General features: G+C 52.0%; 22 protein-coding genes, 1 pseudogene and 1 riboswitch. Of the genes and pseudogenes, 12 read left to right on the top strand and 11 right to left on the bottom strand.

All coding sequences use genetic code 11. From position 1 onward, the window contains the following. The first annotated feature begins 46 nt into the window (after nucleotides 1-46). Together sdaA and ACQ86O_RS16790 are read left to right on the top strand one after the other, a co-directional pair. Nucleotides 47-1,411: an L-serine ammonia-lyase gene (gene sdaA, locus ACQ86O_RS16795; protein ID WP_431222052.1), complete on the top strand. Its 1,365-nt coding sequence runs from the start codon at nucleotides 47-49 to the stop codon at nucleotides 1,409-1,411. A 236-nt stretch (nucleotides 1,412-1,647) separates the two neighbouring features. Beyond that, a complete protein-coding gene (locus ACQ86O_RS16790; RefSeq protein ID WP_431222051.1) occupies nucleotides 1,648-3,336 on the top strand; it encodes an EAL domain-containing protein in 1,689 nt (562 codons plus the stop codon). Here the strand turns inward: ACQ86O_RS16790 and ACQ86O_RS16785 are convergent. Then, on the bottom strand, nucleotides 3,276-4,820 hold the full coding sequence (locus ACQ86O_RS16785) for a TerC family protein (protein ID WP_431222050.1): 1,545 nt from the start codon (nucleotides 4,818-4,820) through the stop codon (nucleotides 3,276-3,278). The genes ACQ86O_RS16790 and ACQ86O_RS16785 overlap by 61 nt on opposite strands. A 569-nt stretch (nucleotides 4,821-5,389) precedes the next feature. On the opposite strand from ACQ86O_RS16785, the gene manX reads away from it, so the two are divergent. The 5 genes from manX (at nucleotide 5,390) to mntP (ending at nucleotide 9,537) form a co-directional block, all read left to right on the top strand. Continuing rightward, entirely contained in the window at nucleotides 5,390-6,349 is a 960-nt protein-coding gene (gene manX / locus ACQ86O_RS16780; RefSeq protein ID WP_431222049.1) for a PTS mannose transporter subunit IIAB, read from the top strand. Nucleotides 6,350-6,404: 55 nt separating this feature from the next. Continuing rightward, a complete protein-coding gene (locus ACQ86O_RS16775) occupies nucleotides 6,405-7,205 on the top strand; it encodes a PTS mannose/fructose/sorbose transporter subunit IIC (RefSeq protein ID WP_431222048.1) in 801 nt (266 codons plus the stop codon). Between the two features lie 15 nt (nucleotides 7,206-7,220). Further along, on the top strand, nucleotides 7,221-8,063 hold the full coding sequence (locus ACQ86O_RS16770) for a PTS mannose transporter subunit IID (RefSeq protein ID WP_431222047.1): 843 nt from the start codon (nucleotides 7,221-7,223) through the stop codon (nucleotides 8,061-8,063). A 56-nt stretch (nucleotides 8,064-8,119) separates the two neighbouring features. Next, on the top strand, nucleotides 8,120-8,578 hold the full coding sequence (locus tag ACQ86O_RS16765) for a DUF986 family protein (RefSeq protein WP_431222046.1): 459 nt from the start codon (nucleotides 8,120-8,122) through the stop codon (nucleotides 8,576-8,578). A 197-nt stretch (nucleotides 8,579-8,775) separates the two neighbouring features. Next, nucleotides 8,776-8,956, top strand: a riboswitch (yybP-ykoY riboswitch). 11 nt (nucleotides 8,957-8,967) lie between these two features. Further along, on the top strand, nucleotides 8,968-9,537 hold the full coding sequence (mntP, locus tag ACQ86O_RS16760; RefSeq protein WP_431222045.1) for a manganese efflux pump MntP: 570 nt from the start codon (nucleotides 8,968-8,970) through the stop codon (nucleotides 9,535-9,537). A gap of 49 nt (nucleotides 9,538-9,586) precedes the next feature. Here mntP and rlmA read toward each other — a convergent pair. Further along, nucleotides 9,587-10,404 (bottom strand): annotated as a pseudogene (rlmA, locus tag ACQ86O_RS16755) (23S rRNA (guanine(745)-N(1))-methyltransferase). A 165-nt stretch (nucleotides 10,405-10,569) separates the two neighbouring features. On the opposite strand from rlmA, the gene pgeF reads away from it, so the two are divergent. Next, nucleotides 10,570-11,283, top strand: coding sequence for a peptidoglycan editing factor PgeF (gene pgeF / locus ACQ86O_RS16750; protein WP_431222044.1), 714 nt, complete (start codon nucleotides 10,570-10,572; stop codon nucleotides 11,281-11,283). Nucleotides 11,284-11,347: 64 nt separating this feature from the next. Here pgeF and cspE read toward each other — a convergent pair whose 3' ends face one another. From cspE to ACQ86O_RS16735, 3 genes are all read right to left on the bottom strand, one after another. Next, nucleotides 11,348-11,557 carry a transcription antiterminator/RNA stability regulator CspE gene (cspE, locus tag ACQ86O_RS16745; protein ID WP_002221949.1) on the bottom strand — a complete coding sequence of 70 codons (210 nt, stop codon included), beginning with the start codon at nucleotides 11,555-11,557 and terminating at the stop codon, nucleotides 11,348-11,350. A 41-nt stretch (nucleotides 11,558-11,598) separates the two neighbouring features. Beyond that, on the bottom strand, nucleotides 11,599-11,715 hold the full coding sequence (locus ACQ86O_RS16740; protein WP_002211058.1) for a DUF2627 domain-containing protein: 117 nt from the start codon (nucleotides 11,713-11,715) through the stop codon (nucleotides 11,599-11,601). Nucleotides 11,716-12,485: 770 nt separating this feature from the next. Further along, a complete protein-coding gene (locus ACQ86O_RS16735; RefSeq protein ID WP_431222043.1) occupies nucleotides 12,486-13,484 on the bottom strand; it encodes an MBL fold metallo-hydrolase in 999 nt (332 codons plus the stop codon). 189 nt (nucleotides 13,485-13,673) lie between these two features. Between ACQ86O_RS16735 and ACQ86O_RS16730 the strand changes: the two genes are divergently transcribed. After that, on the top strand, nucleotides 13,674-13,964 hold the full coding sequence (locus tag ACQ86O_RS16730) for a hypothetical protein (protein ID WP_431222042.1): 291 nt from the start codon (nucleotides 13,674-13,676) through the stop codon (nucleotides 13,962-13,964). Between the two features lie 40 nt (nucleotides 13,965-14,004). Here ACQ86O_RS16730 and ACQ86O_RS16725 read toward each other — a convergent pair whose 3' ends face one another. The 3 genes from ACQ86O_RS16725 to ACQ86O_RS16715 all read right to left on the bottom strand — a co-directional run bounded on the left by ACQ86O_RS16725 (nucleotide 14,005) and on the right by ACQ86O_RS16715 (nucleotide 16,187). Continuing rightward, a complete protein-coding gene (locus tag ACQ86O_RS16725) occupies nucleotides 14,005-15,375 on the bottom strand; it encodes an amino acid permease (RefSeq protein ID WP_431222041.1) in 1,371 nt (456 codons plus the stop codon). A gap of 174 nt (nucleotides 15,376-15,549) precedes the next feature. Further along, a complete protein-coding gene (locus ACQ86O_RS16720; RefSeq protein ID WP_431222040.1) occupies nucleotides 15,550-15,786 on the bottom strand; it encodes a DUF4060 family protein in 237 nt (78 codons plus the stop codon). A gap of 98 nt (nucleotides 15,787-15,884) precedes the next feature. Beyond that, nucleotides 15,885-16,187 (bottom strand): phage protein NinX family protein, encoded by a 303-nt coding sequence (locus tag ACQ86O_RS16715; protein WP_431222039.1) that lies wholly within the window; start codon nucleotides 16,185-16,187, stop codon nucleotides 15,885-15,887. A 139-nt stretch (nucleotides 16,188-16,326) separates the two neighbouring features. On the opposite strand from ACQ86O_RS16715, the gene ACQ86O_RS16710 reads away from it, so the two are divergent. After that, entirely contained in the window at nucleotides 16,327-16,734 is a 408-nt protein-coding gene (locus ACQ86O_RS16710) for a VOC family protein (RefSeq protein ID WP_431225754.1), read from the top strand. Between the two features lie 86 nt (nucleotides 16,735-16,820). Here the strand turns inward: ACQ86O_RS16710 and ACQ86O_RS16705 are convergent, their stop codons facing one another. Both ACQ86O_RS16705 and ACQ86O_RS16700 read right to left on the bottom strand, forming a co-directional pair. Continuing rightward, on the bottom strand, nucleotides 16,821-17,093 hold the full coding sequence (locus ACQ86O_RS16705) for a YebO family protein (protein WP_431222038.1): 273 nt from the start codon (nucleotides 17,091-17,093) through the stop codon (nucleotides 16,821-16,823). A gap of 93 nt (nucleotides 17,094-17,186) precedes the next feature. Continuing rightward, nucleotides 17,187-17,330: a PhoP/PhoQ regulator MgrB gene (locus ACQ86O_RS16700; protein ID WP_431222037.1), complete on the bottom strand. Its 144-nt coding sequence runs from the start codon at nucleotides 17,328-17,330 to the stop codon at nucleotides 17,187-17,189. Nucleotides 17,331-17,508: 178 nt separating this feature from the next. Here ACQ86O_RS16700 and ACQ86O_RS16695 point away from each other — a divergent pair, with 178 nt between their 5' ends. After that, the gene (locus ACQ86O_RS16695; protein ID WP_431222036.1) at nucleotides 17,509-17,742 is read left to right on the top strand and encodes a YobH family protein; all 234 of its coding nucleotides are present in this window, start codon (nucleotides 17,509-17,511) and stop codon (nucleotides 17,740-17,742) included. A 43-nt stretch (nucleotides 17,743-17,785) separates the two neighbouring features. Here ACQ86O_RS16695 and ACQ86O_RS16690 read toward each other — a convergent pair whose 3' ends face one another. Beyond that, nucleotides 17,786-18,025 carry a DUF2766 family protein gene (locus ACQ86O_RS16690; protein ID WP_431222035.1) on the bottom strand — a complete coding sequence of 80 codons (240 nt, stop codon included), beginning with the start codon at nucleotides 18,023-18,025 and terminating at the stop codon, nucleotides 17,786-17,788. Between the two features lie 150 nt (nucleotides 18,026-18,175). Here ACQ86O_RS16690 and ACQ86O_RS16685 point away from each other — a divergent pair, with 150 nt between their 5' ends. Further along, nucleotides 18,176-18,388, top strand: a complete 213-nt coding sequence (locus tag ACQ86O_RS16685) for a YccJ family protein (RefSeq protein WP_431222034.1) — start codon at nucleotides 18,176-18,178, stop codon at nucleotides 18,386-18,388. Nucleotides 18,389-18,427: the final 39 nt, after the last annotated feature.

Genomic DNA, 18,427 nt, shown 5'->3' with positions numbered 1-18,427 from the left:
TTAGCCGTTGCAGCCATAACAATATGCCTCTTTAAGGAGTTTTAGCGTGATTAGCGTTTTCGACATGTTTAAGATCGGCATCGGCCCGTCCAGCTCTCATACGGTTGGACCGATGAAAGCCGGCAAACAGTTTGTCGACGATCTGGTAAATGAAGGCTTGATGTCTTCTGTCACGCGTGTTGCCGTTGACGTCTACGGCTCACTCTCATTGACCGGTAAAGGTCACCATACTGATATTGCCATCATTCTCGGCCTGGCAGGCAATATGCCGGCCACCGTGGATATCGATAGCATTCCGGGTTTTATACGCGATGTCGAGCAACGCCAACGCCTGATGCTGGCCAGCGGCCTGCATGAGGTCGATTTCCCACGCGATGGCGGCATGGTTTTCCGCAGCGACAATCTGCCGTTGCATGAAAATGCCATGCAGATCCATGCCTTCGCCGGTGACAAACCGATTTATAGCAAGACCTATTACTCCATCGGCGGTGGTTTTATCGTTGATGAAGAACACTTCGGCAAAACCGACAGCAATGAGGTCACGGTCCCCTATCCTTTCCATTCTGCGAGCGAAATGCTGGCACACTGCCACACTACCGGCCTTTCACTGTCCGGGATGGTCATGCAGAACGAACTGGCGTTGCACAGCAAGCAGGATATCGAAGCCTATTTCGGCGATGTCTGGCAAACCATGCGGGCCTGTATCGATCGGGGTTTGAATACCGAAGGTGTGCTGCCTGGGCCATTGCGTGTACCGCGCCGTGCTTCTGCTCTGCGCCGTATGCTGGTCTCTTCTGACAAACTTTCTAATGATCCGATGAATGTCATTGACTGGGTCAACATGTTTGCTCTGGCGGTGAACGAGGAGAACGCCGCCGGTGGGAGGGTGGTTACCGCGCCGACCAACGGCGCCTGCGGGATCGTACCGGCGGTACTGGCTTACTATGACCATTTCATCGAATCCGTCAGCCCAGACATCTATATTCGCTACTTTATGGCTTCGGGTGCCGTTGGCACATTATATAAAATGAACGCCTCTATCTCGGGTGCCGAAGTCGGTTGCCAGGGTGAAGTGGGCGTTGCCTGCTCCATGGCGGCTGCAGGGCTGGCCGAACTCCTGGGCGGCAGCCCGGAACAGGTTTGCATCGCAGCCGAGATCGGCATGGAGCATAACCTGGGCTTGACCTGTGACCCCGTTGCCGGCCAGGTACAGGTTCCTTGCATCGAGCGCAATGCGATTGCCTCGGTGAAAGCGATTAACTCAGCACGTATGGCTCTGCGTCGCACCAGCGAACCGCGGGTATCGCTGGATAAAGTGATCGAAACCATGTACGAAACCGGTAAAGATATGAACGCCAAATACCGCGAAACCTCCCGTGGTGGTCTGGCAATCAAAGTGCAATGTGACTGACTGACACCCCGCCTTCACCGGCGGGGTTTTCTTCCACCCGCCAAACGCTCCTGCTGATTTGCTGCGTAATCCTCCGGTTAAGCCACCATTTGACTCCCTGCTCCCGCCAACTGAAATAATTTATTGAGTTACCATCAATTATCTATGCTGACAGGCTAGAATTACCCAAGAATCTTATGACAGAATTTTAGCATGAGAATAACCTCAGGCTGGTTGACTGAACAAGGACTTACCGGATGTTGATGACCCAACTTGCCGCTTCGCAATACCGCTATTACCGCTGGCTACTGGCCGGTGCGGTTGGGTTGGCTATTTTGTTGATTTCCCTCTATACGCGCTATTATCAGGAAGTCCGCATTATTGAGCAGAATCAACGCACGCTGACTACCCGCGTGATCACCAAACTTAATGGCCTGCTGCTACCGGCACAGCAACAGGCTGAACGCACCATGTCAATGATCGGGCAACCTTGTGAATCGGTGATCCCTACGCTGCGTTTTCGTACCGCGCAAAACCAGGCCCTACGTTCAGTACTGTTAGTAGAAAAGGGGGCCATTTATTGTTCAAGCCTGTTTGGGCCGCGCAACTATGTGTTTTCTGCCATTTTCCCAACGATGACCGGCACCGGCGTACAGTTGGCTTTGCGCCCTGCGCTGTCGGTAGCGAAAGGTACCCCTACGCTGGCGCTGTGGACACCCGTGACACCCCAGGAAACCAGCGGCGTACTGAGCATCTTCAATATCGACCTGCTGTCCAATTTTCTGCTTGAACCCCAAGAGCCTTATGCTCATCACGTGGTGCTAAACGTGGGTCAGCAGACCCTTGAATATGGCCAAAGGGAAATAACGCTGCAGGGATCTCAGCCGCAAGGGCTGCAATACACGGCCAAATCCGCCAAGTATCCCTTCTCTATTTCATTGTTTGGTCCTAATGCCAGTACCCTGGCGCTGGCCGCCTTGCCACGGCATATTCCGTTGGCGCTGATGCTGAGCCTGCTGGCCGCCTACGTCGTGTATCTGATCACCGCCAACCGCATGAGCCTGTCGTATTACATCGGCCACGCTATTACACATCGCGAATTCCGTGTTTATTGTCAGCCGATTATCAACAGCGACAATGGCCGCTGCGTCGGCGTGGAAACCTTGCTGCGCTGGAAAAACAAGCGGCAGGGGTGGATTTCACCCGATGTGTTTATTCCGCTGGCCGAGCAACATGGTTTGATCATTCCCCTGACGCGTTATCTGATGACTACGGTGGTAGAAAACCTCAATCTGTTTCCACCACGCCCATCGTTTTATATCAGCATCAACGTCGCCGCGGAGCATTTCAATACGGTCAGTATTATTGATGATATCCGCCGCATCTGGCTCCCCGTTCATCCCATGCCGTCGCTAATGCTGGAACTGACCGAGCGCACTGCCCTGTCGGAAATTCAGTATGAACAGATTAAAACGCTAAAAGAGATGGGCATCATGCTGGCGATAGATGATTTCGGCACGGGCCACAGCTCCCTGAGTTACCTGAAAAAACTTAGCCCGGACGTGCTGAAAATCGATCGTGGCTTTACCGCCGCCATTGGCACCGATGCGGTGAATGCCACCGTGACCGACACAATAATTACGTTGGCGCAGCGCCTGAAGCTCAAACTGGTCGCCGAAGGGGTAGAAACTCTAGAGCAGGCAGATTACCTACGCTCGCGGGATGTGCATGGCTTGCAGGGATACTATTTTGCCAAACCGATGCCGATCAATGTTTTCCCTCTGTGGTTACAGCAGTATGAAACCCGGCAACGGGCCCTGGATAATCGTGGTGAAAAACCCTATCGACAGGAAGAAAAGCCAGGGAGATCCCCCGGCCTGAGTCATTATGCGTCTTGTTCGTGTGGCGGTATCACCTTGGTGATACTGACCAGTTCGATACGGTAATCTGAAATTTCGAGGATCTCAAAGCGCAGCTCATTTAGCTCAACCACGTCCCCTACCTCTGGCATCTGGCCAGAATGTGAGAGCAGGAATCCAGCCAGAGAGGCGTAATCCTCCGTAGGGCTGACCAGATCGTTACAATCCAGTGCCTGTTCCAGAGAGTGTAAGTCCGCCCCGCCTTTGACCAACCAACGGTCGCCGTCTGCGATAATATCCGGCGTCTCGTCCTCATCCGGGAACTCACCGGCAATGGCCTCCAGCACGTCTAACGGCGTCACCAGCCCCTGCACGACGCCAAATTCGTTGGTTACCACCACCAGACGCCCCTTGGCCCGGCGCAATACCGCCAGCAGTTTGATCACGTCCATGGTTTCTGGCACCACGATCGGTGGTGTACGGGCGGCAAATTCGGCAATATCCACGCCCTGATCCAGCGCGACCAACAGATCTTTGGCACGCACGACACCGACGATTTCGTCCAGTTCATCACGGCAAACCGGGAACAGGCTGTGGGGAGTATCCAACAGTTGTTCGCGCACCGCATCACGGGAACGTTCGCAATCAACCCAGGAAATCTCGGTGCGCGGTGTCATTACGCTGCGCAGCGTCCGGGAAGCCAGCGTCAGCACGCCGCTGATCATATAACGCTCTTCTTCGGCAAAGGTTTCTTTCACCTGCCGCGAATTATCCTCATCCACCTGCTGGGGGCGCTGTTGCCCCATCAGGCGCATGATGGCTTCTGCCGTACGCTCACGCATCGGGCGGCGCGCTTCATGTTTGATAAAGTTTCGCCGCGCGATCTGATTAAACAGCTCGATAATGATCGAGAAGCCAATCGCCGCATACAGATAACCCTTAGGTATATGCAGACCAAAACCTTCGGCAATCAAACTTAGGCCAATCATCAGCAGGAAGCTCAAACAGAGCACCACGATGGTCGGATGGGTATTCACGAAGTTGGTTAAAGGTTTCGATGCTAACAGCATGACCGCCATGGCAATCACCACCGCCGCCATCATGACAGGTAAATCATTCACCATCCCTACCGCCGTGATCACCGCATCAAGCGAGAACACCGCATCCAGGATGACAATCTGTACCACTACCGCCCAGAATTTGGCGTAGCCACGGTTGCTGCTTTCCTGGTGAGCATTGCCTTCCAGCCGTTCATGCAATTCCATGGTGCCTTTAAACAGCAGGAATATACCGCCAAATAGCAGGATCAGATCGCGGCCTGAGAAAGTGAATTCCGCCACACTAAACAGCGGCTTAGTCAGTTTAATCATCCATGAAATCACGGACAGCAGGCCCAGACGCATCACCAGCGCTAACGAAAGACCAATGATCCTGGCTTTGTCACGCTGTTTGGGGGGCAGTTTGTCAGCCAGAATGGCGATAAACACCAGGTTGTCGATACCCAGTACAATTTCCAAAACCACCAAAGTCAATAACCCAGCCCAAATCGAGGGGTCCATTAATAATTCCATATCAGACTCCGACAGAAAAACAGGTTATAAACGGTGCTCAAACGTAAAGAGGCCGACGCAAAGCAGGCGCTGGCGATGAGAATAAGGAAACGAGGTTGCAGTATCGGGAAACGGCCTTCAGGCCTGGTGAATTTTCTGGCGCCCACAGGTGGCGGGTGAAACCTTGAAAAACAGTAACTTCGGTGACAGTCCATAGGGTGGGCTGAGGCCCTTCACTCCTTGGTAATGATAGAGGAAAGCACTCTAGCAGGAAATTTTTCGACGGAAAAGTGGCTTTTTTAACTTTACCTCCTCTTTTGTAACACCTTTGCTGATTAATTCCTCAAACAATCCTTTAGTGTCCATCGATCCATCAATAACCGAGCAATGTCACAAAAATTATTTTTTCACGCACTAAAATAAATGCCGTTAACGGGAATTAGCTTCCACAGGTTTTTGAAACTGCGCGAAAAACGTTAAGTGTGAGTTTCTTATTTTCTACCATAATGTATCTGAACCGCGGAAGTGACTGCCAGGATGGTAATGAGGAAGACACAATACGTGCCTTAAGTTCAACGAGGAGGTAGCGAGTGGCAATAGCTATTATCATCGGCACACACGGGGCTGCAGCGGAACAATTGCTGAAAACAGCAGAAATGCTATTGGGCGAGCAGGATAACGTCGCCTATATAGATTTCGTCCCCGGTGAAAATGCTGAAACGTTAATTGAGAAATACAATGGGAAAATCAGCGGCCTCGATACCAGCAATGGCGTCCTGTTCCTGGTAGATACCTGGGGCGGAAGCCCATTTAATGCGGCCAGCCGTATCGCCGTTGATAAAGAGCATTACGAGGTGATCACCGGGGTTAACATTCCGATGCTGGTGGAAACCTTTATGGCTCGTGACGATAACCCCAGCTTTGAAGAATTGGTAGCCATTGCGCTGGAAACCGGGCGAGAAGGCGTGAAAGCGCTGAAAAAACCGGTTGCAGAACCAGCCAAACCGGCCCCTCCTCCGAAAAAGGCCGCTGCTGTGCAAGCGCCTCTCGGCCCAAATGACCATATGAAAATCGGCCTGGCACGTATCGACGACCGGTTGATCCACGGCCAGGTTGCCACCCGTTGGACCAAGGAGACAAACGTCAGCCGCATCATTGTTATCAGTGATGAAGTCGCTGCCGATCACGTCCGTAAAACCCTGTTGACCCAGGTTGCCCCACCGGGCGTTACCGCACACGTTGTTGACGTGGCGAAAGCGATCCGTGTCTGGAACAACCCGAAATACGCAGGCGATCGCGTTATGTTGCTTTTCACCAACCCTACCGACGTCTGGCGCCTGGTAGAGGGTGGGGTCGATATCAAATCGGTGAATATCGGTGGCATGGCATTCCGCCAGGGGAAAACCCAGGTGAATAACGCCGTCTCCGTCGATGAAAAAGACATCGAAGCGTTTAAGAAATTAAACGAACAGGGTATCGAGCTGGAAGTCCGTAAGGTCTCTTCCGACAGCAAGTTAAAAATGATGGACCTGATTAACAAACTCAATTAATGGCGTGCGTCGTTAATTATTTACTCAGAGCTCTTTTGGTCATAGGAGAAGTACAATGGAGATTACCACTCTTCAGATTGTGCTGATATTTATCGTTGCGTGTATTGCCGGGATGGGTTCCGTTCTGGATGAGTTCCAGTTCCACCGTCCATTGGTAGCCTGTACCCTGATTGGCCTTGTTCTTGGCGACATGAAAACCGGTATCATCATCGGCGGTACGCTGGAGATGATTGCCTTGGGTTGGATGAATATCGGGGCGGCAGTCGCACCGGATGCCGCGTTGGCTTCTATCATTTCCACCATTCTGGTTATTGCCGGTGGGCAAAATATCGGTGCCGGTATTGCACTGGCTATTCCGTTGGCGGCAGCCGGCCAGGTGCTGACCATTATCGTTCGTACCCTGACCGTGGCGTTCCAGCACGCCGCTGACAGCGCGGCAGAACGCGGCAGCCTGCGCGGTATTACCGTGCTACACATCTCGGCCCTGCTGTTGCAGGCAATGCGTATCGCTATTCCAGCGGTGATCGTAGCGATCTCTGTCGGGACCGCGGGTGTTCACGCTCTGCTCAACTCTATTCCGGAAGTCGTAACCAGCGGTCTGAACATCGCCGGTGGCATGATTGTGGTTGTCGGTTATGCGATGGTCATCAACATGATGCGTGCCGGTTATCTGATGCCATTCTTCTACCTGGGCTTCGTTACCGCCGCCTTCACCAACTTTAACCTGGTTGCATTGGGTGTGATTGGTGTGGTGATGGCCGTGCTCTATATCCAGCTCAGCCCGAAATACAACAAGTCTCAGGTGGTTCAGGCTGGCCCTGCCAATGCCAACGACCTTGATAACGAATTGGACTAGGAATAGGTGAAAGAAATGGTTGATACAACGACTCAAAAGAAACTGACACCTGCCGATATTCGGGGAGTATTTGTACGCTCCAACCTGTTCCAGGGTTCATGGAACTTCGAACGTATGCAGGCGCTGGGTTTTTGCTTCTCTATGGTTCCGGTGATCCGTCGCCTGTATCCGGAAAACAACGAAGATCGCAAGCAGGCAATCAAACGCCATCTTGAGTTCTTCAATACGCAACCCTTCGTCGCGGCACCGGTGCTTGGCGTTACGATGGCGATGGAAGAGCAGCGTGCCAATGGCGCACCGATCGACGATGCGGCTATCAACGGCATCAAAGTAGGCCTGATGGGGCCACTGGCTGGCGTGGGCGACCCAATCTTCTGGGGAACGGTCCGCCCGGTATTTGCCGCACTGGGTGCCGGTATTGCCATGAGTGGCAGCCTGCTCGGCCCGCTGCTGTTCTTTGTGCTGTTTAACCTGGTACGCCTGCTGACCCGTTACTACGGCGTGGCTTATGGCTATCGTAAAGGGGTCGATATCGTTAACGATATGGGCGGCGGCTTCCTGCAAAAACTGACGGAAGGGGCGTCCATCCTCGGCCTGTTTGTCATGGGGGCCCTGGTTAACAAGTGGACGCACGTGAATATCCCGCTGGTGGTGTCGAAAATCACCGACCAGACCGGGCATACCACGGTGACCACGGTACAAACCATCCTTGACCAACTGATGCCGGGTCTGGTTCCGTTGCTGTTGACCTTCGGCTGTATGTGGCTGCTGCGCAAGAAAGTCAACGCGCTGTGGATCATCATCGGCTTCTTCGTTATCGGTATCTTTGGTTATTGGATTGGCTTGCTGGGCCTGTAACCACAATGATTGACAACCGGGGGTAACCTCCGGTTTTTTATTTATGGAGTAGTGAGATGTCACTGACCGATGGCGTAATACTGGTTTTTATTGTGCTGATGCTTCTGTATGCGCTGTACGACGAGTTCGGCATGAACCTGCTGAAAGGCAAGACGCTGCTGAAGGTGACGCTAAAACGCAGTAACCGGATTGACTGCCTGATTTTTGTCGGCCTGATCGCCATTCTGATCTACCGCAACGTAGTCAGCCAGGGAGCGCCGATAACCACTTATCTGTTAATTTCTTTGGCTTTGATCGCCTTATATATTTCCTATATCCGCTGGCCCAAAATGTTGTTTAAAAAGCAGGGCTTCTTCTATGCCAATGCCTTTATTGACTATCAACGGATCAAAGCGATGAATTTATCCGAGGATGGTATTTTGGTTATCGATTTAGAACAGCGTCGATTGTTGATCCAAGTCACAAACTTGGATGACCTAGAGAGAATATATAACTTTTTCATTGAAAATCAGTAAGTAGCTGCCTACTCCTTTACAATATTCTGCTTTTAAGAATAATTAACCGGCAATAATTTGCTTATTATTTCCACAGTATTGATGCAACTATCAACGTTATTAATGCTTATTTCTCCGCTAATGAAAATAAGTCTCAATTTCACTCCATTCCCTGAGTTAATTAAAGGTTGTCTGTCGTAAAAGCATTATGGTAAGGTTGCGCCGTCATTGGGGAGTAGCCGGTTTCTGGGGCATTTTGGCCAGAAACGCCCGTATCAACATACTCGTTTTGTCTCTAAAACGTGGTGCGGGCAGCCGATGGGTTGGCGAGACCATGAGACACGTAACTCCGTCGTATGGTTGGGGGTGGGTTACGTGTATATGGAGCCGCCCGGCCGAGACTATTCAACATGAACCTTTCAGCAACGCTTATTCTGGCTTTCGGCATGTCTATGGACGCATTTGCAGCGTCGATCGGCAAAGGCGCCACCTTGCATCAACCACGTTTTCGCGAAGCTATCCGCACTGGTCTTATCTTTGGCGTAATCGAAGCCATTACTCCGCTTATCGGTTGGGGTATTGGGCTGTTTGCCAGCCAATACATCATGGAGTGGGATCACTGGGTTGCCTTCAGCCTGCTGTTTATACTGGGCATGCGCATGATCGTTGAAGGTGTGAAAAGCAAACCGGAAGAAAACCAGAAGGTGAAACGCCACGGTTTCTGGGTATTGGTGGCTACCGCCATCGCCACCAGCCTGGATGCCATGGCTATCGGCGTGGGGCTGGCCTTCCTGCAAGTCAATATCGTGCATACCGCCATGGCAATCGGCTGCGCCACCATGATTATGGCAACGCTGGGTATGATGATCGGCCGCTTTATCGGCCCGCTGCTGGGCAAACGCGCAGAAATCCTTGGCGGTGTGGTGCTGATCGGGATCGGGTTTAATATCTTGCTGGAGCATCTAGGCTATCTGGCTTAATCCTTGCCTTGATAAGCGAAAAAACCTGCCACCGCAGGTTTTTTTGTTTCTAGACGGCGCGACGATATAAGCGAATAGCGAAATCGGTTTCGCAGGCGAAAGTTGCGGTGCCCACCAAACGCTGCTGCACTTCTGGCGAAGCACGCCAGGCAAAGGGCGTCATCTGCAGTAAATTGGCCGCCTGCGCCCCAGGTAGCGCTAGCGGGTAAGCCAATTGCTCGGCCAGTTCACAGCTGAACCCCGGCAGTTGCTCATCATGCTCGCTGTGCAATTGCACCTCTTGATAAACCTGTTGTTTTAGCTGGTATAGATGCCTTGGCCCAGGTGACACCGTCACAACAACCCCGCCCGGCCTGATAACCCGCGCCAATTCTTCAGCTTTGCAGGGCGCATAGATACGTAATACGGCATCAAGAGAAGCCTCGGCAAACGGCAAACGGTGGCTGGAAGCCACGCAAAACGACACCGTAGGATAACGCTTTGCCGCCGAGCGGATAGCAAACTTGGCGACGTCCAGCCCATAAACCGCCACAGCCCGCTCCTGTGCCAACCGTGCAGCAACTGCCGCAGTGTAATACCCCTCGCCGCAGCCAATATCCAGCAACGCTTGCGCATCGGCAGGCATGGTCATCGCCAACAGCTCCGCCACCCGGTGCTGTAACGGCTGATAATAACCCCTTCGAGAAACGTACGGCGCGCTTGCATCATTTCAACACTGTCGCCCGGCTGCTTGGAGCGTTTATGCTGCACCGGCATTAAATTGACGTAACCTTCTTTGGCGCAGTCGAACTGGTGGTTGTTTTCGCAACGCCATTGGTGGCGGGTATTTTCGAGCGGTTGATGGCACAGAGGGCACTGATAAGACATGGATGGGATCTCAGATAGATACGGCGCAGTTAGTCTAAAGAAGGCGCATGTACGATGCAAGGCGGATACCGCCTTCCCCTATTGCACCTTATGAATTTCAAAGGCGGCGAGCTAAAAAGCTGGCTACACTGGTAGCCACTTTCAGTTGCCGATAAAAGACGTTTTATGACCGACTATTCATCGCTTCTCACCACTATTCCAGGTGTCAAACATGGCTTTGGCAATAAAAGTGCCCTGTTGCCGGCCCCCTTACAACCTTTCCGCAGTACGCTGCCCGAGAAAAAGCAGGTGCACGGCACGCGTATTGTTGACGTTCATCAACCCGCTCAGCCCTGCGGCGAAGCCGATGGCTTTTTTACTCGTGAGCCGGGGATCCTGATCAGCGTATTGACGGCAGACTGCCTGCCAGTGATTTTCAGCCGTCGGGACGGTAGCGCCATTGGTGCCGTACATGCAGGATGGCGCGGCTTGCTGGATGGCATCCTTGAACAGATGGCCAAGCGTATTCGCCTTGAGGACGAAACGGCAAACTGGGTGGCTTCTATCGGGCCGGCAGCCGGTGCCTGCTGTTATCAAGTCAATGAGGAATTGATCACGCGCTTTCAACAGGAGCTGCCTTTCTCACCAGAGCTGATCAGCCCCACTCACCGTCATCTGGATCTGGCAGCCATCGCACAAGCCAAGCTCAAAGCCTTGGGCTTTGCCGCCGTCGATCATGCAGGCTCTTGCACCATCTGCACGCTAAATCATGACCCAGAGCTGCCTCAGCACTTTAAATACACCAGCTACCGCCGTAACAGCCACCGGCGTGAACAAGATCCTTCTCACCCAGGGATCAAAGGCCGTAATCAATATTCCGGCATCATAATTACCGGCTGACGTTAACCGGGTCTAGAGACGAAAAAACCCGCACAAAGGCGGGTTTTTGTACAGCTGACGCTGATTAGATAGCAGTAACGTTTACTGCAGATGGGCCTTTCTGGCCATCTTGGATTTCGAACTCAACGTTCTGGCCTTCAGCCAGGGTTTTGAAGCCGTTACCCTGGATTGCAGAGAAGTGTACGAACACGTCTTTGCTGCCGTCAGCCGGGGTGATGAAACCGAAACCTTTAGACTCGTTGAACCACTTAACTTGACCTTTGATCTTTGCCATCTTGAGTATTTCCTTTGGATTGTTTAAACCGCCCGTAGGCGTTACATAGACAAACTAGAGTCGTTACTGCTTGAGGCACTAAGATAAGGATCGGCAGAGAAGCGGTATTCAACGCTAACGTCTTTACTCAGAACTTCTTTACTGAAAATGCCACACATATACAGAACTGTACCTCGTTTTACCCAAGTGCGTTATCACATACTCTGTAAAGTATGGCAAGCCATTTTTAATCACTGATGGACATGTCGCACATATTTGAAACGGTCGGCCGCAAGAATAGCTAAAATAGGTTGAAATAAGTTGATGCGTTGCCTATTTTCTGCTTTGTAAAGAAGCTGCTCTGTACTCCGCCTGGAGCCTCGGTTTTAACAATTCATTCAAGCTGGAGGTGAAGATTTTTGCCAGCATATAAGCCGCAACCCCCGGCATAATCTTAAAAAGTTTTGAATCTTTATGGAATTTTATATGCAACATTTGAATAACGATGAACGGGGGGCCGAATGCTCACTGATCAGACCTTTTAGGGGCCAGGCCTTGTCATAGCGGGATAGTTCCCCCAGCCACCGGTGGGAACGCGGGTCAGATTTTTCCAACAAGGCTCACATTTCTCTGTGCATAAACATGCAACGGTTGGAATTACGCACCAAAAAAGTGCAATGACGTTAAATACGCCCTGCACCGTCGCGCGTTATATCCGCAACTAACTTAGTAAGCATAAAATAAATAACCCAAAATACACGCCAATATCACTTGGGTTATTTTTATCCACGGGTTAACAACCTGAGATGGGCTATTCTTTTCAGTACACTCGGCGCTGTTTAACCCATTATTTGTTCAACTAACGGCATTGCACCAACAAAGCAACTTCCGCGCCAGGCCCCTTCCGGCGCGGGATACGCAGCCCCTCTCATCACCGGATGATTACTCACTAAGAGGTAGGACCGAGCTCTATCCGCTCACCAATTTTCAGCGGATGAAACCGATGCTGTTCAAGCCCTGCAGAGCTTAACGCGTGCTTTAATTGTAACGGGGGCTCATCCAGTGACTCATCGGCTAATTCAAAAACCCCCCAATGAATTGGAATAACACGGGGTTGGTTTAGCTGTTGGTACAACATGACCGACTGCTGGGGGTCCATGTGCTGCTCTTGCATAAACCACCTTGGCGCATAAGCGCCGATTGGCAACGCTGCAATATCAAACGGCCCAAGGTGGGTGCCTATCTCGGCCAACTGTTCACTGTAGCCACTGTCGCCAGAGAAATAAAAGCGCAGTGCCGGATGGTGAACAACCCAGCCACACCAGAGCGAGCGGTTGCGATCCCAAGGGGTGCGCATGCTCCAATGCCGTGCTGGTGTAGCATGAAACGTCATATCACCCAGCGTCAGGCTCTCCCACCAGTCCAGCTCTACCACCCGTTTAACCGGATAGTGGCTGAACCAGCGTTTAAGCCCCAGCGGCACGATAAAGGTCGCACTGCGAAAACGCCTGGTCAGAACCCGGATAGTCTGGCGATCCAGATGATCGTAGTGATTGTGTGAAATCAGCACTACATCCACCGCAGGCAACTGTTGCACGCTTAGTGGAGGTGGCGTCTTACGTTTCGGGCCATAAAAGCTCAGCGGCGATGCACGAGGTGACAATACCGGGTCAATCAGCACATGGCGCCCACCCAGGCGCAGCAACACTGAAGCATGGCCCAGCCACCAAACGCTATCCTGAGTGCCGCTCAGATCGGCCGCTTGCCACCATTGCTGGATAAATTGCTCATAGCCAGCCTGCGGGGGCTTGGGTAAACCCAGCTTCTTACGCTCATCCTGCCAGCGCTTCAGATCCCCCGGTTTATGCAGGGTTGGTTCAGGGTTGCAAAATCCCTGAGGGGTATGATGCGCCTTGCTGGCATCGTAGTATTTATTGGTTACCTTCATTCATACGTCTCCCCGCAATACCGCAATAAATACAAGATAGCTTGCCAATGCCTTGTATGACCAGCGGACCTTTTTGCCAGCATTGCTGTCATACCCTCTGTCAGAGAGCCAAGGTCAACAAGAACCTGTTAAGCATCTCTTAAGAACCTTGTGATTTACTTGCTGGGACATTCAGAAAAAGGAGGAGTTATGAACCGCACTGCATCACGCAGATCTCGCGTTCGTATGGGCCGGATACGCAACGCACTACATGCGCAGGGGCAATACTGGAAAATGTATCTGGCGATGAAGCTGCGCCGGATACGCGTGCCAACACCGCTGCTGTTACTGGCAGGTACGTTGGCAGGTTTTTTCATGCTGGGCTTGCTGATGTTGAGCGTGGTAGTGATTGATATCATCAGCACGCTGTTCCTGGTGTGCAGAAAGATGTTAGGGCTGCAACGCCAGCCGCAAGGTAATGCTTTTACACCACGCAGCTAGCAAAGGCTCCGGAGGCGCAGGGCGCGCCTCCGGAGTCACATTACTTTTTATTGCCAATGGCCCCTTTGCGGCGCGTCAGGGCAAACCCTACCCACAGCAGCAGGATCCACACCGGCATCAAAAGCACGGAAATCCGGATCCCTTCGCTGAAATACATGATAACCAGGATCGCGGCCAGAAATGCCAGGCACAGATAGTTACCAAAGGGATACCATAGCGCACGGAAACTGGTGATCACTCCCTGGCGATTCTTTGCCGCACGGAATTTCAGGTGCGCCATACAGATCATCACCCAGTTAATCACCAACGTAGAGACCACCAGCGCCATCAGCAATTCAAAGGCCTTGCCGGGCATCACGTAGTTAATCAGGACACCGACAGAGGTCGCCAGCGCCGACAGCGCAATCGACAATACCGGCACACCGCGTTGGTTAACCCTGGTCAGCGCTTTCGGCGCATTACCCTGCGTCGCCAGGCCAAACAGCATCCGGCTGTTGCAATACACGCCGCTATTGTAGACCGACAGCGCCGCCGTGAGCACCACGACGTTAAGGATGGTTGCCACCAGATTACTGTTGAGCGCGTGGAAGATCATCACAAACGGGCTACCGCCCTCCACCACGTTAACCCATGGGTAGAGCGACAGAAGCACCGTCAACGAACCGATATAAAAAATCAGAATACGGTAAACCACCTGGTTGGTCGCCTTGGGAATACTACGACGCGGGTCGGCCGCTTCTGCCGCAGTAATGCCAACCATTTCCAGGCCACCGAACGAGAACATGATCACCGCCATCGCCATCACCAAACCGCCGATGCCGTGAGGCATAAAGCCGCCCTGCTGCCACAGGTTGCTGATACTGGCTTGCGGGCCACCGTTGCCGCTGGCTAACAGATAAGCGCCAAACACGATCATGCCCAGGATCGCCACCACTTTGATGATGGCAAACCAGAACTCGGTTTCGCCGTACAGACGAACGTTCACCAGATTGACCAGATTGATGACCACAAAGAACAGCGCCGCCGACATCCAGGTAGGAATTTCGGGCCACCAGTATTGGATATAAATCCCAACGGCAGTCAGTTCCGCCATGCCTACCAGGATAAACATCGCCCAATAGTTCCAGCCAGAAAGAAAACCGGCAAAGTCCCCCCAGTATTTATAAGCGAAATGACTAAAGGAACCCGCCACGGGCTCCTCCACCACCATCTCCCCCAACTGGCGCATAATCAAAAAGGCGATAAATCCACCGATAGCGTACCCCAGCAATACCGAGGGCCCTGCCATTTTGATCGTTTGAGCAATACCAAGGAACAAGCCGGTACCAATGGCGCCACCCAGGGCGATAAGTTGTATATGTCTGTTTTTTAACCCGCGTTTCAGCGGGGTATCCTGAAGCTGACCGCCCATTTTATCCTCGTCTGGCTGAACATCCCGCACCAATGCGCAGAATATCGCCAATCTATAAATGACTCTGCGGGCGGCTTTTTAACACTTAACCCCGTCAGCATCAAGGATTAGCGCCCGGCAATGACCTGCCGGGCCAGATTTTCAAGGAGGATTGGAGGTTCAGACAAGCACTATTCAGGCAGGCATTCCACACAGTTTACTGAGGTTACGTGCGCCGATCATCAGCGTGGCGACATAGGACTGGCGGCGTGTGATCACCTCCACCGCCACACGGTCATTGTGGTATTCGATCAGGTAGGTTGAGGGCCAGCCCTGCCGGCGTAGCCCAAAGCTTTTTGCATGATGATCGATCGCCGCATGGGCAATCACTAAGTGGGAGAGATTGGTATCACCTTTAATAATGCGTTTCATAAACAGTCTCCGTCAGCGACAGTTCCGTTGTCAGAATAGAGGAAGCATTAACAGGCCATCAAAAGGTAAGGCATTAAAATTGTAGATGAACAAATGATTTATTGCGCTTGCTGACTTAACAAAAAACAGATCATCGCGGCGCGCAACGGGCTATGGCTTCCGGCCTGCCATTCCCCTTGCTGGGTAGTTATGCTGGCCTGCCATTGCGGGTTGTCGTCCTGGCGGATGGCGTTGAGGCTGATTTTATTAGCGCAGATTATCGGCCAGGCATCTGTTGGGTTTTTACAGTAATCTTTCCCCTTAACTCCGCCATAGGGATACCATTTATCCGGATTCTCTCCGGTGATCAGTGCAATACTGCGGTTTACTTCGGCGTCGCTTTCTTCATACCATTTGATCATGGGTTGTATCCATCTTGCGTAATGTTGGCGCTACATTACGACGCTAATACGACAGATTTATGACAGCCCAACGGGCTTTTCCCATTATCGGTATCGGCCTGATTACACTTTACTTTCCATTGAGAACGGAATGACCAACATGTTGCTTGGACTCAATCATCTGACGCTCGCCGTTAGTAACCTGGAGCTCAGTTTCAATTTCTATGTAAACGTGCTGGGCTTTTCTCCAAAAGCGCTCTGGCGGCAAGGGGCCTATCTGGTTCTGGGTGAGTTGTGGCTGTGTCTATCGCTGGACGATGCCCGGCAAGGGCAAACACGCCAGGATTACACGCATTACGCTTTCAGCGTGGCCCCGGAGAATTTTGCGGCTCTCGCGGTACGCCTGCGTGAATATGGTATCAGTGAGTGGAAAGATAACGGCAGTGAGGGGGAATCGCTCTATTTTACCGACCCCGATCAACATGCGCTGGAGATCCACTGTGGCAATCTGGCGAGCCGTTTGGCCGCATGTCGTGAAAAGCCCTATCAAGACATGGTGTTCTTCTGAGGGGAATGGTGAGAAGGTGATTCGATTAAAACTGAAACTGAGATAATCGACGTGTCCTTTACCTTCTCACCAAATGAGGTGAGCGGTTAACGCTCAGGGATAAAACCTTTATAACTCAATGCCGGACTGAGGTCATCATCAATCGGAGCCACTTCCCCACGGGCGTTTTGCAGCATCGCTTTCAGTAGCGCGGTCTGCTGACGCTGTTGCTCGGCAATCTCCTGCAAGAGTTGGATCTGTTCATTGGCACGCACGCTGGCACGGTTCACCAGAAACCAAATCCACAGGCCAAATAATGCGGCCAACACCACCACGGCAACCGAAATCAGGCCGGTCAGGCCATAAGTTAAATCAAACATGAACAACCCTATCTACTCAACTGCATAAACCGAAGCGCCATAGTAGCATTCTCGCCCAGACCAAGGGCAGGTTTGCGCAAAATTGTTATTTCGTCACCAGGGGACAAAACGTGTGATCGCGCAGATACCGAGCGCAAACCGGCCACCTTGATCGCAATAACTGTCAAGGGCAAGCAGATAGAAAATCAGGCAGGCCGCTAACGTTCCCACCAATGCCAGGATTTTATTTCGCCCCAAACCTTAGCAACCTTATCATTATCTTGTTAACATAATTCCGATGCTATCATAGCCAACCTAAACAGAGTTTAACCAGCCGTTTAGAATCCCGACATATTGGTGTGCCTTTAGGAGTGTTGCCCTTGCCCCCTGCGCTTTTCCGTGGCGAAATCACCCGAGATGATAACAAGGGGGATTTATGGGTAAATGGGTTAAATGGCTAGTGGTGTTGGCTGTTTTGTATGCTGCATGGCTGTTTTCTGGTTATGGGGTGCTGGTGGGCAGTGAGAAGAATGTGGGTGGGTTGGGATTACAGTGCCAATATCTGACGGCACGCAACGTGGTTACTGCGCAATATCTGCATGGTAATAACGGCGTGATTGGGGTGGCAGATTGCCCACTGCTGAAGAAGATTGAAACCACGGTAGACTAACGCTCTGACAGAGAAAACCGCCGCAAAGCGGCGGCGAGAGAGATCACTGGCGGTCAAACTTCATCTCAATCAGCGCGATCGCTTTTTCAATCGCCCGCCTGGTGATCGGATCGGCCCCTGCCGGGTGGCTGGAGAAATCGATACTCTTGAGTTGGTTGGCCATCTTGTCCCGTACTTCTGTCGGCGCAATGACGTCGATCACATCGAGGAGTTGCTTGATGACCAGTTGGCAGGCAACCAGATCGGACACCAGCTCCTGATCGTTGCTCAGTATGTCAGACATAATAATTTCCTTCTTGATTCATACGCGGCACAGAATACCATGCCGCACAGCACTTTGCGCAAGCGGCCAATAATGCGCATCGCTTGCAAAAAGCATCGCAAAAATTGGCCTATACTGAACCACTGGGTCAAACGCAACAGGAGAGAAGTTATGGCGAATCACAATGTGAAATCTTGGGCGACAGTACGTGAAACCTCCGTCGAAATTGCCGAAGCCATTTTTGAACTGGCGAAAAATGATGAGATTCTAGCGCAAAAAATCTGGGAAGAAGGCAGCGACGAAGCCCTGCAACTGGCGTTCAGTAAAACCGATGCGGACCAGTTATTCTGGGGCGAAGAAACCGTCGAGCGCAAAAACGTTTAGCGCTCAGAAGCCGCAGCTGCATACGCCATCACAGGGGCG

This window comes from Serratia sp. L9 (assembly GCF_050632285.1).
In the GTDB taxonomy this organism is placed as follows: domain Bacteria; phylum Pseudomonadota; class Gammaproteobacteria; order Enterobacterales; family Enterobacteriaceae; genus Chania.
Note: the sequence above shows the minus strand (reverse complement) of the source record. Positions and strands in the feature narration are given on the sequence as shown.